The 15,655-nt window shown below is 33.5% G+C and carries 16 protein-coding genes; 15 read left to right on the plus strand and 1 reads right to left on the minus strand.

The features are described from left to right. Nucleotides 1-63 precede the first annotated feature (63 nt). From deoC to EG814_RS14950, 10 genes are all read left to right on the plus strand, one after another. On the plus strand, nt 64-807 hold the full coding sequence (gene deoC, locus EG814_RS14905) for a deoxyribose-phosphate aldolase (protein ID WP_125722783.1): 744 nt from the start codon (nt 64-66) through the stop codon (nt 805-807). 19 nt (nt 808-826) lie between these two features. Next, nucleotides 827-2,950: an energy transducer TonB gene (locus tag EG814_RS14910; protein WP_125722695.1), complete on the plus strand. Its 2,124-nt coding sequence runs from the start codon at nt 827-829 to the stop codon at nt 2,948-2,950. A gap of 157 nt (nt 2,951-3,107) precedes the next feature. Then, nucleotides 3,108-4,010: a heme o synthase gene (gene cyoE, locus EG814_RS14915; protein ID WP_125722696.1), complete on the plus strand. Its 903-nt coding sequence runs from the start codon at nt 3,108-3,110 to the stop codon at nt 4,008-4,010. A gap of 2 nt (nt 4,011-4,012) precedes the next feature. Beyond that, a complete protein-coding gene (locus EG814_RS14920) occupies nt 4,013-4,600 on the plus strand; it encodes a cytochrome c oxidase subunit 3 (protein WP_125722697.1) in 588 nt (195 codons plus the stop codon). Between the two features lie 42 nt (nt 4,601-4,642). Beyond that, nucleotides 4,643-5,629 carry a cytochrome c oxidase subunit 3 gene (locus EG814_RS14925; protein ID WP_125722698.1) on the plus strand — a complete coding sequence of 329 codons (987 nt, stop codon included), beginning with the start codon at nt 4,643-4,645 and terminating at the stop codon, nt 5,627-5,629. A 19-nt stretch (nt 5,630-5,648) separates the two neighbouring features. Further along, nucleotides 5,649-5,999, plus strand: coding sequence for a cytochrome C oxidase subunit IV family protein (locus tag EG814_RS14930; RefSeq protein ID WP_125722699.1), 351 nt, complete (start codon nt 5,649-5,651; stop codon nt 5,997-5,999). Between the two features lie 79 nt (nt 6,000-6,078). Continuing rightward, nucleotides 6,079-6,720: a hypothetical protein gene (locus tag EG814_RS14935; protein ID WP_125722700.1), complete on the plus strand. Its 642-nt coding sequence runs from the start codon at nt 6,079-6,081 to the stop codon at nt 6,718-6,720. A gap of 11 nt (nt 6,721-6,731) precedes the next feature. Next, nucleotides 6,732-7,418: an SCO family protein gene (locus tag EG814_RS14940; RefSeq protein ID WP_125722701.1), complete on the plus strand. Its 687-nt coding sequence runs from the start codon at nt 6,732-6,734 to the stop codon at nt 7,416-7,418. Between the two features lie 3 nt (nt 7,419-7,421). Continuing rightward, nucleotides 7,422-7,964: a DUF420 domain-containing protein gene (locus EG814_RS14945; RefSeq protein ID WP_125722702.1), complete on the plus strand. Its 543-nt coding sequence runs from the start codon at nt 7,422-7,424 to the stop codon at nt 7,962-7,964. Next, nucleotides 7,954-8,214 (plus strand): hypothetical protein, encoded by a 261-nt coding sequence (locus EG814_RS14950; protein WP_125722703.1) that lies wholly within the window; start codon nt 7,954-7,956, stop codon nt 8,212-8,214. Before EG814_RS14945 ends, EG814_RS14950 begins: the two co-directional genes overlap by 11 nt. A gap of 19 nt (nt 8,215-8,233) precedes the next feature. On the opposite strand, the gene EG814_RS14955 is transcribed toward EG814_RS14950, so the two are convergent. Next, nucleotides 8,234-9,640, minus strand: coding sequence for a DUF4403 family protein (locus EG814_RS14955; RefSeq protein ID WP_125722704.1), 1,407 nt, complete (start codon nt 9,638-9,640; stop codon nt 8,234-8,236). Nucleotides 9,641-9,818: 178 nt separating this feature from the next. Between EG814_RS14955 and EG814_RS14960 the strand changes: the two genes are divergently transcribed. The 5 genes from EG814_RS14960 (at nt 9,819) to EG814_RS14980 (ending at nt 15,653) form a co-directional block, all read left to right on the plus strand. Next, a complete protein-coding gene (locus EG814_RS14960) occupies nt 9,819-10,520 on the plus strand; it encodes an ABC transporter ATP-binding protein (protein ID WP_125722705.1) in 702 nt (233 codons plus the stop codon). After that, nucleotides 10,513-11,757, plus strand: coding sequence for an ABC transporter permease (locus EG814_RS14965; protein ID WP_125722706.1), 1,245 nt, complete (start codon nt 10,513-10,515; stop codon nt 11,755-11,757). The genes EG814_RS14960 and EG814_RS14965 overlap by 8 nt, the downstream gene beginning before the upstream one ends. Before the next feature lie 2 nt (nt 11,758-11,759). After that, complete coding sequence (locus tag EG814_RS14970; RefSeq protein ID WP_125722707.1) at nt 11,760-13,025, plus strand: ABC transporter permease; 1,266 nt, start codon at nt 11,760-11,762, stop codon at nt 13,023-13,025. A gap of 38 nt (nt 13,026-13,063) precedes the next feature. Beyond that, a complete protein-coding gene (locus tag EG814_RS14975; protein WP_125722708.1) occupies nt 13,064-14,185 on the plus strand; it encodes an efflux RND transporter periplasmic adaptor subunit in 1,122 nt (373 codons plus the stop codon). A gap of 85 nt (nt 14,186-14,270) precedes the next feature. Further along, nucleotides 14,271-15,653, plus strand: a complete 1,383-nt coding sequence (locus tag EG814_RS14980) for a TolC family protein (RefSeq protein WP_125722709.1) — start codon at nt 14,271-14,273, stop codon at nt 15,651-15,653. Nucleotides 15,654-15,655: the final 2 nt, after the last annotated feature.

Genomic DNA, 15,655 nt, shown 5'->3' on the forward strand with positions numbered 1-15,655 from the left:
AAAAAACTATGTTTTATCAATATAAAATGTACTTTTGTGCTGGTTTTCTGCAACTTCAACGAAATGAATGTAAAGCAATATTTAGACTCCACCTATTTAAAAACTGCATCGCAAGCTGGTCTTTCTGAAGCAGAAAATACTATTGTGGTCAAAAATGCAATTGCAGAAGCTATTCAAGAAGGTTTTAAACTAATTATGATTCGCCCAGAATATGTTGCTTTGGCAAAAGAAATGATTGTTGAGGCCAATTCTGTTTTATTAGTTGGAACTGTAATTGATTTTCCAGAGGGAAAGTCAAGTCTCGAAATCAAAATTAAAGAAGCAAATGAAGCAATTGCAAATGGAGCCGATGATTTGGATTTTGTTTGTAACTACGAAGCATTTAAGAATGGCGATCTGGATTTAGTAAAAAAAGAAATCTTAATTGGAACGCAGATTGGTTTAGCAAATGATAAAACGGTCAAATGGATTATTGAAGTTGCGGCCTTAACAGATAAGGAGATTATTCAATTATCTGCCCTAATAAAAAATGTTGTCGTATCTAATTTTAAAGAAGATGATTTTGAGTCTGTTTTTGTAAAATCGTCTACGGGATTTTATAAAACAGAAAATAATTTGCCAAATGGAGCAACAGTTCCAGTAATAATTATAATGCTCGAAAATGCTTCGCCACTTTCAGTAAAAGCAGCCGGTGGAGTTCGTTCGTTTGAGGAGGCTGCAGAAATGATTAATTTAGGAGTAAAACGCATCGGTACTTCGGCTGCAAAAGCAATTGCAAACGGAGAAATTTCCCCAAATCAATATTAAATAAATACCCAAATTTTAAGTGAATAAGTTTTTTTTGTCCCTTGTTTTTATTTTTTCATTCTGGAATGTTTTTTCTCAGCAAAATGGTAATTCTTCAGTTCAGCCCGGTTTTACAGCAGAAATGTTCCCAATTTTTCCTAATTGCGAAAATTTAGAAAGCAAAAAATTAGAAAACTGTTTTTATAAAGAGGTTCAGGATTTTGTATTTGCTAATTTTCAGGTTCCACAAAAATTAAAAGAAAACAATTATAAAGGTGCTGTAAAATTGCTTTTTGAAGTAAATGCAGAAGGAGAATTTAAGGTTATTTATGTTTCTGCAGAAACAGCAGAATTATCTGAAGAAGCAAAAAGAGTATTTGGGCAATTTCCAAAAATAAAACCATCAACTTACAACGGAAAACCAACCTATTCTAAATATACTATTTCTATTGATATACCACTAAAAAGTTCGGCACAGCTTGAAGCTGAAGCTTTGGCGGCGGCAGAAATTTTAAAACCAGTTGAAAAACCAATGACAGAATTGGATAGTATTGTGTATAAAAAATACAATAATCCAGAATTCGAAAGTCATTTAAATATCCCATTTTCTCATAGTTATTATTCGCAATTTGATGCTGAAATGAATCAAGTAGGGAGTAATAACCATACAGCTTCTAAACCTTATACATATGCTGAGGTTTCAAAATATTATAATTTAAAAGCGGTTAATGAGTCATTGCAGAAAAAAACGTCAACTTGGCTGGGCAGAAAATGGTGGAATGAAAATCTAGTACAAATACAAGGAGAAGATTATTGGTTCGCCTTAAACCCGATTGTAGATTTGCAATTAGGAAAAGCTTCTGATATTGATGCGTCTTACACTTACGTGAATACAAGAGCGCTAAATTTTAGAGGAGGTTTAGGAAAACAAATCAATTTTACAACTACGTTTTTTGAAAGTCAAGGAAGATTTGCGGGTTATTTTAACGATTATGCAGAATCGATTAAGCCGTCAGGTGGGAACCCTGCTATAATTCCAGGAATCGGAATTGCAAAAGGTTTTAAATCTGATGCGTATGATTTTCCTTTGGCAGATGCTAATATTACTTTTACCCCTAGTAAAATTTTTGATCTTCAATTGGGTTATGGAAGAAACTTTATTGGTGATGGTTATCGTTCTTTATTGGAAAGCGATGGTGCAAGTCCTTATCCTTATTTTAAGTTGAATACCAATTTTTGGAAAATTAAGTATACCAATACGTATATGTGGCTAAAAGATGTTCGTCCAGAAGTGACTGCGGAAAGAACATATGCAACAAAATTCATGGCCAATCATTATTTGAGCTGGAATGTTTCTAATAGATTGAATTTAGGTTTTTTTGAATCTGTAGTTTGGACAAATACAAACAATAGAGGTTTTGATGTCAATTTTGTGAATCCGATTATTTTTTACAGAGCAGTAGAATTCGGTTCTTCGTCTAGAAGCGGAAATGCTCTTTTGGGGATAACAGGTAAATACAAATGGAATAATAGCATAAATCTTTACTCACAATTTTTGATTGATGAATTTTCTGTTTCTGATGTTGGAGCAGGAAATAAAAGTTGGAAAAACAAATTTGGATTTCAGCTTGGAGCAAAATATTTCAATGCATTTAATGTAAAAGATCTGCTGGTTCAGGTCGAATTAAATAGTGTACGTCCTTATGTGTACTCTCATAGCGCCGTTATTACAAATTATGGGCATAACAATCAGAGCGTTGGGCACCAATGGGGCGGAAATTTTAAAGAACTTATTGCTATTGCCAGATACCACAAAGGGCGATGGCTTGCCGATGCGAAGCTGACAGTAGGGACAAGAGGTTTAGATTTTGATACCGCAGAAGACTCTTATAACTATGGTGGAAATATTTATAAAAGCTACGATGTAAATCGCCCGTATGATACAGGTGTAAAAATTGGGCAAGGAAATAAAACAAATGTTTTTATCGCAGATATTCAAGGAGGATATTTAATTAATCCGATGACAAATTTGAAACTATTTGGAAGTTTAGTCTATAGAAATTTTGACCCAACACAAGAAACAGCGGCAACTTTTAAGCAAAGTACAACTTGGTTTAGCGTTGGATTACGTTCGGATATTTTCAATTGGTATTTTGATTACTAGTTTTTAATAAGATTTTTCGAAATAATAGTGTTAAAGAATGCTGAGATCTTAATTTGCAAAGGTTTTATTGAAAAAAATCTAATTTTATAGGATTATATTCTACAATCTAATTTGTACATTTGCACCACTCAAAAAAAATACACAAAATACAACGGTATTGAACGCTGCAAAAAATACATTATCACTCAAATCAATATTTCTAGATTTTAAAGAGATTACTAAAGCCGGTCTGGCTATTAGTGTTTTGTTTTCTTCTATTGCCGGATATTTATTAGGAGTAGATTCTGATCATCCTTTTAAATGGAGTGTTCTTCTTGTTTTGTCAATTGGAGGTTATTGCATGGTTGGAGCTTCAAATGCTTTTAATCAGGTAATAGAAAAAGATATAGATTCGTTAATGGATCGTACCAAAAACCGTCCGGTTCCTTCTGGGCGTATGTCTCCTAAAATGGCATTGTTAGTAGCGAGTTTGCTCACTATTATTGGGATTGCACTTCTTTATACGATAAATGCAAAGTCGGCAATGTTTGCTGCGATTTCTATATTTTTATATACAAGTGTTTACACGCCATTAAAGACAGTTACCTCGTTATCTGTGTTTGTTGGTGCTTTTCCTGGAGCAATTCCGTTCATGTTAGGCTGGGTAGCAGCAACTGGTGAATTTGGTATCGAAGCAGGCACTTTATTTTTGATTCAATTTTTTTGGCAATTTCCACATTTTTGGGCGATCGGTTGGTTTTTGTATGAAGACTATGAAAAAGCAGGAATTTTTATGCTTCCGACAGGAAAAAAAGATAAAGGAACAGCTTTGCAAATTATATTGTATACAATTTGGCTTATAATAGCGTCGTTATTACCTGTATTAGGTTTTACTGGGCAATTGTTTATTTCTCCAATAGCAGCAGTTTTAGTGTTTCTATTAGGGATTTGGATGCTTTTTTATGCCGTTCGTTTGTACAAGCTAAGAACTGCAAAAGCAGCAAGAACATTAATGTTAGTGAGTGTTTCTTATATTTCGCTTTTACAAATTGTATTTATAGTAGATAAATTTTTAAGATAGTTATGGAAATGACATTGAAAACAAATGAAGAACAAGCGCAAAAGTCAAAATCTGCCAAACTGATTTTACTTTTTGCAATGGTTAGTATGACCATGATGTTCGCAGGATTAACAAGTGCGTTTGTAGTAAGTAAATCAAGAGCAGACTGGTTGAAGAATTTTGAACTTCCTTCAGCTTTCTATTGGAGTACAGCAGTAATTATTGCTTGCAGTGTTACTTTTTATCTGGCAAAAAAAGCCATTCAGAAAGACAATAGAAGCGCAGTTACAGGATTGCTTCTTGGAACTTTGGCATTAGGAATTTTATTTGTGGTATTGCAATTCCAAGGATTTGGACAAATCGTTGCTGAAGGATACTACTTTACAGGAGAAGGTAGTTCAATTACTACAACTTTTCTTTACGTGGTAACGGTTACACACTTGTTGCACTTAGCTGGCGGATTAATTTCACTTTTAATTATAATTTATAATCATTTTAAACAAAAATACAATTCGACTCAAACTCTTGGAATAGAGCTAGGTGCGATGTATTGGCACTTTTTGGATTTATTATGGGTATATTTATTTTTATTTTTATATTTCTTTAAATAAGAAAAAAACGTAAATTTGGGAACTTTTTAACGAATATCTTTTATGGGAGCGACAGTTACTACTGCAAACAACGACGAAAAAACTTGGGGAGGCGGTCATGAGATCCAGCCACTAGGATCAAGTTATGGTAAAATGATGATGTGGTTTTTTATCGTATCAGATGCCTTAACATTCTCTGGATTTCTAGGAGCTTACGGTTTTTCTAGATTTAAATTTATTGAAACTTGGCCTTTGGCCGATGAAGTGTTTACTCACTTCCCGTTTATGCATGGTGTTGCGGCTCCAATGTATTATGTAGCTTTGATGACTTTTATTTTGATCTTTTCTTCTGTAACAATGGTACTAGCTGTTGATGCAGGACACCAATTGAAAAAGACAAAAGTTGCGGTTTATATGTTCTTAACTATTATTGGAGGTTTAATTTTCGTTGGTTCTCAAGCTTGGGAATGGAAAAACTTCATTAAAGGGGAGTACGGTGCAGTTGAAACAGCTGGAGGAAGTTTGCTTCAGTTTGTGGATAAAGACGGTAAAAGAGTAGCTTTAGCTGATTTTGCTGTTAAATTGCCAGAACAAAGAGAAGCTTTAACAAGAAGCCATTCAACTTGGTTTATGGAAGATGCTCAGTCATTGCCATCATTCACAGTTGCTGAAATTCAAGCAGGTTTTAAAGCGCATCCAGAAGTTTTAATCAGAACAGAAAAACTTACAGCAGAAAAGAAGAAAACTGTTTTATCAAGAGAAGAGTCTGAAAAACATTTAGCAACTGCTAAATATGTTGTAGAAGGAGCTAACTTGATTAGAAACGAATACGGAAATAAATTATTCGCTGATTTCTTCTTCTTTATTACTGGTTTCCACGGATTCCACGTATTCTCTGGAGTTATCATTAATATCATTATTTTCTTTAATGTATTGTTAGGTACTTACGAGAAGAGAAGAAGCTACGAAATGGTAGAGAAAGTTGGTTTATACTGGCACTTCGTAGATTTAGTTTGGGTATTTGTATTTACAGTATTCTATCTAGTTTAATTTTTACAATTTTATTATTATGTCACACGAGCACGTATCAAATACAAAAAGAATCTGGTTTGTTTTCGGATTACTTTCAGCAGTAACTATTGTAGAGGTTATTTTAGGGATCTACAAACCTCACGCTTTAGAGTTTACTCATTTTGTTGGTTTGAATTTGTTAAACTGGATTTTCTATATCCTTACAATTTTCAAAGCTTATTATATTGTATGGGCATTTATGCACATGGAAGGTGAAAAAAGCAGCCTTAGATGGTCTGTAGTTTCTCCTGTTATCTTCCTAGTTTTATATTTATTGTTTATTCTGTTAACAGAAGGACATTATATTTATGGGGTTTTTAAAGATTCTACTATTAAATGGAATTTTTAACATGATATTAATTCGAAAAGAAGCTCCGATTTACGGAGCTTTTTTTATTTTTGTACCTCAATAATTTTCCGTTAATACAATGAAAAAAAATATAGTTCTCTTTGTACTTTTTGTATTGCCAATTGTAGCATATTTGTTTTTTGCTTCTGGTGTAAATAGTTTTACAACACTTCCTGTATTAACATCAAAAGTGGGCGATTTTGGAAATTGGAATTCATTAAACGGAAAAAAAATCTCCCTTGATAAAAAGATTACCGTTCTAGGTTTTTCTGGAACAAATATTTTAGAAAACAGAGGTAATTATTTTAATTTAAACGAAAAGATCTACAAACGTTATAATGGTTTTGAAGATCTTCAGTTTGTAGTGCTTTGTCCGATAGGGACTGAAAAAGAAGCTCAAAAAATAGTTGATGCTTTATCTCCTTTTACAGATGTCAAAAATTGGAATTTTGTTTTTGCTTCAAAAGAAGAAATCCAAAATTTTTATGACGGACTGCATTTAAAAGAAAAACTAGATCAAAATCTTGGAACTCCAAATGTTTATATCATCGATAAAGAACGCAATCTAAGAGGAAGAAAAGATGCTAAAGAATATAAAGAAGGTTACAATACTTTTCATCCTTCTGAGCTGAGCAATGAAATGCTAGATGACTTCAAAATCATTTTATACGAATATCGCGCAGCTTTAAAGAAGAATCATAATGCCACAAAACAACTTTAAATATTTTTATAATGTTCAAAAATAAATCATATATCGGAATCTCTTTTGTCATTTTGATTTTTGGGATTTACGCTATTCCTAAAATTGTTGATCGAGTTAAAAACGGAGATATTGTAAAAGGAAATCGTCTGGATAATGTTGAAGCGAAATCTTCAAAAGATGCTAAGCTTTTAACAATTGGACCAGCGCCAAAATTCGAATTGACCAACCAGGATAATGTAAAGGTTTCAAATGAAACGTATAAAGGGAAAGTGTATGTTTTAGAGTTCTTCTTTACAACTTGTCCTTCTATCTGTCCAAAGATGAATATGAGTATGCTGGAGATTGAAAAAACGTTTTTCGGAAATCCTAATTTCGGTATTGTGTCTATTACAATCGATCCAAAACATGATACGCCTCAGGTTTTAAAAGATCATGCAAAATTGCTTGGCGTGAAATCTTCTAACTGGAATTTCTTGACTGGAGATAAAAATGTTATTATGGATTTGTCAAATAAAGGTTTTAATCTTTATGCAGGAGAAAATGAAAAAGTAAGCGGCGGGTTTGAACATTCTGGATTGTTCGCGTTAATTGACAAAGATGGAAATATTCGTTGCAGAAAAGATGAGTTTGGAAATCCTAGCATTTACTACGATGGTTTAGATAAAAAAGGCGTTCGTGATATTCAGCAAGACATTAAAATTTTATTAGAAGAATAAAAAATGGAAGATAATACCTTAGAGAAAAAATATAATAAATTCATTATTGCGGTTTCAATTATAATTCCAGTTGTTGTAGCAATTCTGTTTGGAGTTAAACTTAAAGATTTTGGTTATGATGTAGAGCCATTGTCAATGCTACCTCCAATTTATGCTACAATTAATGGTTTTACAGCTGTAGTTTTGGTTGTAGCTGTAATGGCTATAAAGAAAGGAAATCAAAAACTTCACGAACGATTAATGACTTTGGCTATTGCACTGTCTGTTGCATTCTTGGTAATGTATGTGGCGTATCACATGACTTCAGATTCTACTAAGTTTGGTGGAGAAGGTGCTATACGTTATATCTATTTCTTTATTCTTGTAACACATATCTTATTGTCAATTGCTATTATTCCTCTTGTTTTAATAACGTATGTAAGAGCACTTGCACAGCGTTTTGACAGACACAGAAAAATAGCTAAAATCACTTTTCCGCTTTGGCTGTATGTTGCGGTAACAGGAGTAGTGGTTTACTTAATGATTTCACCATATTATGTACACTAGAAAAAAATATCAAATCATAAAATCCAAATTCCAAGCTTTAGTTTTTGGAATTTGGTTTTTCTTTATTGGAATTTCAACAAATGCCCAATGTGCCATGTGTCGTGCGGCTTTAGGAGGAGATTCTAATACTAAAAAAGCTGAAGCAGTAAATGATGGAATTGTTTATTTGATGGTAATTCCATATTTGCTGGTATTAATAATTGGGTACTTGATTTATCGAATGTATTCTAAAAAGAAAAAAGCAGTGTAATTACACTGCTTTTCTGTTTCTATTTAAGTCCGTTGACCGAAACATTTACCGTTCCGTTTATTTTGATAAAAGCGATAATGGCTTGATTGGTTAACTGAATTTTTTCAAACTGAATATCTTCCATTTTGCCGTTTACAAATACGCCTGGCATTGGTGAGTAATTCTTCAAATAACCTGCCATGCTTTTTTTGCCTTCTTCCAGATTGGGCTGAATGGAGTAACGACAGCTCTCTTCCATTTTTCTTAAAACATATCCTTGAGCAAGCCAGTTTGCTGTTCGCATCAATTTGCTTTTGGTGTCTAGAACATAATCTAATTTTTCAAAATAAATTTCTTTAGTTTGTGCGTTGTATGAAGGAAAACCATTTAAATAAAGTGTTCCGTTTATAGACCCTAAGACATCCAAAGCAATTACCATTTTTCCTTCCTTGTGCCAGATTGAAACATTTTTTACTGTTACCTTTTTGCTTCCTTCCCCAAATTCCTGACCTGCAAAATTCTTGGTCATAATCTTAGAGGCGTCGACATAACTTGAAATCGCGGCAATATTAGCAGAAATCTGATTTGGAATTTTAGCAACGGGTTTTAAAACAATTTTGCTAGCATTATATTTAGATTCTGGCTGTTTGCCAACAATGGTTTCCATGTTGCATTTCATACCCATATCTAGCAGGAAAGAATCGTTTTTTAGTTTGGCATTTGTAGAATAAATTTCGACCGGAACAATGCGAAGCCAGCTTTCGTAAGTATCGCTCATTTGAAATGGCGTGCAGATTTTTTCGACCGCCTGAAGAACATTTGGCTTAAAATCCATTGATTTTTCTATGGTTTCGTCTATTGTTTTTTCCAGTTTGCCTTTAAAAATAGTAATAGCAGGATTTATTAAATAGGTAATCGGCATGTTTTTGCCAAAAACGTTCATAGTCGGTGTTTCGCTCCAATCGATCGATTTAAATTCAGTTTTTGTGCTGAGCTTCCAGTTGGTCAAAGCTGTTTCGCTGGATAAAGTAATAGTTCCGTTCAAATTAAATTCCCTAACATCATATAATTCGACTCCTAATTTCTTTGTACCAATTCTGTATTTAATATTCGCTTTAAGCGGTAAAATTGTTTTAATTCGTTTATTGGGATTAGCAGGGTCATTTTGAATTTTGATCGGAGCTTGTTTCCAGATTTTCATTTCAATATCGTCGTCTTCAATATTGTTATCTTCATAAATTAATCCATTAAGAAAAGCATTAGTCTGATTTTCAATGTCATTTAGTTTTATGGTAATAGGAAGATTTATGAATGATGGACTGCTGTCGTACACTAGTGGACTGGCATCGTCTGGTTCTGGTTTTAAAGTTTCTAATTTTTTAGTCGAAGAACAACTTGTTAGCACGGCAAGCGCCAAAAACATTGAAATAATAGAAGTAAGCTTCATTTAGTATGAATTTTTAAGACAAGGTAAAATTACGAAAACTATGATATTTTATTAAAAAAGTGTAACAATAAGTAAAAAAGCAAGTCTAATACAAAATAGGTAACAAAATTATTAACTTTTTATTATCATAAATTACTTAATAAAAACGTTATTATTGTCTAAAAAATTTAACAATACCATGATCGAAATTAAAGATTTACACAAATCCTATAAGATGGGAAGTTCAGAATTACACGTGTTAAAAGGAATTAATTTTAATATAGAAGAAGGGGAATTGGTTGCGATCATGGGGTCATCAGGTTCTGGTAAATCAACACTTCTTAATATTTTAGGAATTTTGGATGAAGCCGATTCTGGAAGTTACATTTTAGACAAAACACCAATAAAGAAATTAAACGAAACAATTGCTTCAAAATACCGTAACAAATTTTTAGGTTTTGTTTTTCAATCTTTTAACTTAATAAATTACAAAACAGCATTAGACAATGTTGCTATGCCGTTGTATTATCAAGGTGTAAAAAGAAAGGAACGTTACGAAATAGCAATGAAATATTTAGAAAAAGTAGGTTTAGGATCTCACGTCCATCACTTGCCAAATGAACTTTCTGGAGGACAGAAACAGCGTGTTGCTATTGCAAGAGCATTGGCTTCGAATCCGAAAGTATTGCTTGCCGATGAGCCTACAGGAGCTCTGGATACCAAAACATCTTATGAAGTTATGGAATTGATTCAAGGGATTAATGACGAGGGAAAAACAATTTTGATTGTTACACACGAGCCTGATATTGCTGCAATGTGCAAAAGAAATGTAGTCCTAAAAGATGGATTAATTATCGATGATAAAAAAGTAGAACAAGTTAGAGCTTCGTCTTATGTTTAATATTGAACGCTGGCAGGAAATATTTGAAGCCATTTCTAAAAATCGTTTAAGAACATTCTTAACAGGAATTTCTGTGGCTTCGGGGATTTTTATTTTAGTAATCCTTCTTGGTGCAGGTAAAGGTCTGCAAAACGGAATTGAGAAACAATTTGAGCGTGATGCTGCAGGAATCATTGAGGTTTGGTCTGGAACCACTACTAAAGAATATAAAGGATTAAATCCAGGAAGACAAATTCAATTTCGCAATAGCGATTACAATCAATCGGTACAAAAATTTGAAGATAAATTAGATTTGAGAGCTTCAACCAATAACTATTGGGGGCAGCCTTTTGCTTACGGCAAAGAGTCAGGAAGTTACCAGTTTAGAGGTGTTAATCCAGATTATGGCGGAATAGAAAACTTAACCATAGTTCAAGGCCGTTATGTAAATGCTAAGGATATAGAAAGTAATGCAAAAGTGGCGGTTATTGGAATGAAGCTGAAAAACGATCTGCTGAAAGACAAAGAGGCAATCGGAGAAGAAATTCTAATAAACAACATTAATTTTAAAGTAGTTGGCGTTTTTACAGATCCAGGAGGAGAAAGAGAAGAGACTCGTGCTTATCTTCCATTAACTACAGTTCAGAAAACTTTTGGCGGAGGCGATAAGATCAGCAACTTGTTTTTTACTTTAAAAAAGACAGACAATTATGATGAAGCTTTGGCACAGTCAGAAAAATTTACACAAGATTTAAAAGATTTATTAAAGAGTAAAAATGTGGTAGCTCCTGAAGATGATGGTGGTGTGGGAGTTTATAATTCGGTTAAAGATGCCAAACAATTTTACGATTTAAACTTATATATCAGAATCTTTTTTTGGTGGGTCGGTATCTGTACCATTATTGCAGGTGTCGTAGGCGTGAGTAATATTATGCTCATTATCGTGAAAGAAAGAACGAAAGAGATTGGTATTCGAAAAGCATTGGGAGCTTCGCCTATTTCTATTATTACAATGATTCTACACGAGTCTATCTTTATTACGACAATTGCTGGTTTTGTGGGCTTGTTAGGAAGTCTGCTTTTATTAGAATTTGTTGGTCCGATGGTAGAGAGCGAATTTTTCAGAAATCCAGAAGTAGATTTCGGTGTGGCTTTGACCACTTTAGTCCTGCTAGTATTTGCAGGAGCAATGGCAGGATTTTTTCCAGCTTACAGAGCAGCCAAAATTAAACCTATTGTAGCACTTAGAGACGAATAATTATGTTTAGTAAAGATAATTGGGACGAAATATTACAGGCTTTAACAGCAAACGTCTTCAGAACGGTTCTAACTGCTTTTGGGGTATTTTGGGGAATATTTATTTTGGTAATATTGCTTGCTGCTGGAAAAGGACTAGAAAACGGTGTGAAAAAAGGTTTTGACGGAATTGCGACAAATACCATGTTTATGTGGAGCCAGACGACATCAAAAGCGTACAAAGGTTTGCCAAAAACACGACGTTATGATTTTAGAAATAGTGATGTTGCGGCGCTAAAACAAGCAATTCCAGATTTGTTGTACGTTTCTCCTAGAAATCAGCTGGGAGATTTTAACGGAAGTAATAATGTAGTGAGGGGAACTAAAACTTCTGCCTTTACAGTTTATGGAGATTATCCAGAGTTAATCAAGCAGCAGCCGATGGACATTATAAAAGGCCGTTTTGTAAATCAACAAGATATTGAAGGAAGAAGAAAAGTAGCAGTAATTGGTAAAGGTGTTATTAGCGAGCTTTATGGTAAAGAAGAAGAATGCGTAGGGACTTATATCAAAATTAACGGTATCAACTTTATGGTGGTTGGAGTTTATAAATCCAAACAGCAAGGTGGAAATGCAGAACAAGATCAAAAAAATATTTTTATTCCGTTTACTACTTTTCAGCAGGCCTTTAATTATGGCGATAAAGTAGGATGGATGGCTCTTACAGCAAATGACGAATCGTCTATAACGGAATTAAAACCTAAAATATTAGAAATCATTAAAGCACTGCATTCTGTGAATCCTACAGATGATCGTGCCGTAGGAAATTTTGACTTGTACGAACAATTTAATAAAGTGCAAAGTCTATTTAATATTCTACAAGTAATTGCTTACTTTGTTGGAACATTAGTTTTGATTTCGGGAGTAATTGGGATTTCTAACATCATGCTGATTGTAGTGAAAGAACGAACAAAAGAAATCGGAATTAGACGAGCTTTGGGAGCAACTCCTGCAGCAATTCGCGGACAAATATTATTAGAATCTATATTTTTAACCATTATCTCAGGAATGCTCGGTATTGCAGTTGCTACAGGAATTATAGCGCTTTTAAATATGGCATTAGATTCCATGCCGCCAGGAAGCGATACTATGTTTGCGAATCCTAGCGTAGATTTAAGAGTTGTATTTGTTGCATTACTAATATTAGTAGGTTCAGGACTGCTTGCAGGTTTTATTCCGGCCCAGACCGCTATTAGTGTTAAACCAGTAGATGCTTTAAGAACAGAATAAATTATCAATCAAAATAAATCGATTAAACCAAAAACAAAATGAAAAAAGGAGTAACGGTAACCATTTTAATATTTATTGCAGTTGTCTTTTTTGGCGCGCTTTACTATCTATATGCTAAAAATCAAGAATCGCCAATTGTATTTAAAACGGAGAAAGCAGAAATTAAAACCATCGTAAAAAATACTATCGCGACGGGAAATATTCAGCCTGACGAAGAAGTTTTAATCAAACCAAACATCTCAGGTATTATAGAAGAAGTGTATATCAAAGCTGGAGAAAAAATCAAAGCGGGTGATATGATTGCTAAAATTAGAGTTGTAGCAAATGTTTCGAATGTGAGCAGCACGCAAAATCAAGTGACGACAGCTAAAATTGCTTTAGACAATCAGGAAAAGCTTTATAAGAGACAAAAAACATTATTTGAAAAAGATGTAATTTCTGCAAATGATTTTGATGCTGCTCAAGTAGCGTATAATCAGGCGAAACAAACATATTTGGCAGCAAAGCAAAGTTTGGATATCGTTAAAACAGGAACAACTTCATCTTTAGGAAACTATGCTAATACGTTGATTCGTTCTACAGTTAACGGAATGGTTCTAGATGTTCCTGTAAAAGTAGGAAATCAAGTTATCGAAAGTAATAACTTTAATGAAGGAACTACAATTGCAAGTGTTGCCGATGTTGGAAGAATGATTTTTATTGGAAAAATTGATGAATCTGAGGTTGGGAAAATTAAAGAAAAAATGCCGATTGAGATTACAATTGGTGCCATCGAAAATAAAAAGTTTGATGCCGTTTTAAATTACATTGCTCCAAAAGGAGTTACCGAAAATGGTGCAATCCAATTTGAAATAAAAGCGCAAATGGTTAACAGAGACGATACTTTTATTAGAGCTGGTTTAAGTGCTAATGCTTCCATTATTTTGGAGAAAGCAGAAAAAGTTCTGGCAATAAAAGAATCTCTGGTTCAATTTGACAAAAAAACACAAAAGCCTTATGTAGAAGTTGAAACTGCTCCACAGAAATTTCAAAGAAGAGATTTGGTTCTTGGAGTTAGCGACGGAATCTATGTTCAAGTTAAAAGCGGTGTAAATGATACAGATAAAATTAAAATCTGGAATCAAGGCTTGATTAACGAAGGAGACAAAGAAAAAAAATAATCTAATTTGAAGGTTTAAGGATCTTTTTGGTTTTAAAAATGTTAAATTTGCGTAGTTCGGTTTACTGCGCCTTCATTAAAAGTATATGAAAATAAACAAATATAATAGTCTGGTTATTGCAATGTTATTCGGTTTCGGATTAACTGGACAGGCGCAATCAAAACAATGGACTTTGGAGGAATGTGTTAGATATGCACTTGAAAATAATATCACAGTAAAACTATCTGAATTAGATGTAAAAAATGCTGAAATTGACAAAAGAGGTGCTTTAGGCAATTATCTTCCATCGGTAAACGGAAATGCTTCTCACTCTTGGAACATTGGTTTGAACCAGGATCTTACAACAGGTATTTTACGTAATCAAACTACACAATATTCTTCAATAGGTGTTAATGCAGGAGTTGATATCTACAAAGGTCTGCAGAATCAGAATACGATGAGAAGGGCAAAATTAAGCATTATTGCCTCGCGATATCAGTTGCTAAAAATGCAGGAAGATATTTCTTTGAATGTTGCCAGCGCCTTTTTGCAAATTTTATCTAATAAAGAAGATTTGAAAGTTAAAAAGGAACAGTTGATAATTGATGAAAAACGATTTGCGCGTTCTGAAGAAATGGTAAATGCAGGAACCATTCCGCGAGGAGATTTATTCGATTTGAAAGCAACTGTTGCAACAGATAAACAAAATATTGCAGTTTCTGAAAATAATTTATTGATTTCTAAATTGAGCTTAGCGCAGCTTTTACAATTAAAGGAATTTGCAGATTTTGATGTGGTGGATGATACTAAAGTTGCAGATGAAAACAATATATTGGCACAGACACCTGTAGAAATTTACGATAAAGCTAAAGAAACAAGAACAGAGCTAAAATTAGCGCAGACAAATCTGGAAATTGCAGAAAAAAATGTTTCTATTGCTAAAGGGGCGTATCAGCCAACACTTTCAGGTTTTTATGCCTTTAATACCAGAGCAAGTTATAGTGATCAGGTTAGATTAGACGCAAACGGAAATCCATATACTGTAGGGCCAGATCCAATATTCCAACAGTTTAGTGATAACAAAGGTCATAACTTTGGTTTTCAATTAAATGTTCCTATCTTTAATGGTTTCTCTGTTAAGAATAACGTAGAGCGTAGTAAAGTAAGTTTAGAAAAATCTAAAATAGATTTAGAGCAAAAAAGTTTAGATTTGCAGCGTAACGTTTATACAGCTTTTACAGATGCTAAAGCGGCTTTAAATACGTTTGAAGCGTCTACAGTAACATTAGAAGCAAGACAGCAGGCTTACAATTATGCAAAAGAGAAATATGATGTTGGTTTAATGAATTCATTTGATTTCACACAAGCTCAAACATTATTGACTAATGCGCAATCTGACGTGATCAGAACGAAGTATGATTATATGTTCAAAATTAAAATATTAGAGTTTTATTTCGGAATTCCAATTGTCCCAATTATTACAAAATAATT

Source organism: Flavobacterium ustbae (assembly GCF_003946915.1).
GTDB lineage: Bacteria > Bacteroidota > Bacteroidia > Flavobacteriales > Flavobacteriaceae > Flavobacterium > Flavobacterium ustbae.

Bases quoted from the DNA above. Each gene is read 5' to 3' on its own strand.
- deoC (WP_125722783.1), top strand. From the start codon at position 64: ATGAATGTAAAGCAATATTTAGACTCCACCTATTTAAAAACTGCATCG.
- EG814_RS14920 (WP_125722697.1), top strand. From the start codon at position 4,013: ATGGAAATGACATTGAAAACAAATGAAGAACAAGCGCAAAAGTCAAAA.
- EG814_RS14925 (WP_125722698.1), top strand. From the start codon at position 4,643: ATGGGAGCGACAGTTACTACTGCAAACAACGACGAAAAAACTTGGGGA.
- EG814_RS14930 (WP_125722699.1), top strand. From the start codon at position 5,649: ATGTCACACGAGCACGTATCAAATACAAAAAGAATCTGGTTTGTTTTC.
- EG814_RS14935 (WP_125722700.1), top strand. From the start codon at position 6,079: ATGAAAAAAAATATAGTTCTCTTTGTACTTTTTGTATTGCCAATTGTA.
- EG814_RS14940 (WP_125722701.1), top strand. From the start codon at position 6,732: ATGTTCAAAAATAAATCATATATCGGAATCTCTTTTGTCATTTTGATT.
- EG814_RS14945 (WP_125722702.1), top strand. From the start codon at position 7,422: ATGGAAGATAATACCTTAGAGAAAAAATATAATAAATTCATTATTGCG.
- EG814_RS14950 (WP_125722703.1), top strand. From the start codon at position 7,954: ATGTACACTAGAAAAAAATATCAAATCATAAAATCCAAATTCCAAGCT.
- EG814_RS14955 (WP_125722704.1), bottom strand. From the start codon at position 9,640: ATGAAGCTTACTTCTATTATTTCAATGTTTTTGGCGCTTGCCGTGCTA.
- EG814_RS14960 (WP_125722705.1), top strand. From the start codon at position 9,819: ATGATCGAAATTAAAGATTTACACAAATCCTATAAGATGGGAAGTTCA.
- EG814_RS14965 (WP_125722706.1), top strand. From the start codon at position 10,513: ATGTTTAATATTGAACGCTGGCAGGAAATATTTGAAGCCATTTCTAAA.
- EG814_RS14970 (WP_125722707.1), top strand. From the start codon at position 11,760: ATGTTTAGTAAAGATAATTGGGACGAAATATTACAGGCTTTAACAGCA.
- EG814_RS14975 (WP_125722708.1), top strand. From the start codon at position 13,064: ATGAAAAAAGGAGTAACGGTAACCATTTTAATATTTATTGCAGTTGTC.
- EG814_RS14980 (WP_125722709.1), top strand. From the start codon at position 14,271: ATGAAAATAAACAAATATAATAGTCTGGTTATTGCAATGTTATTCGGT.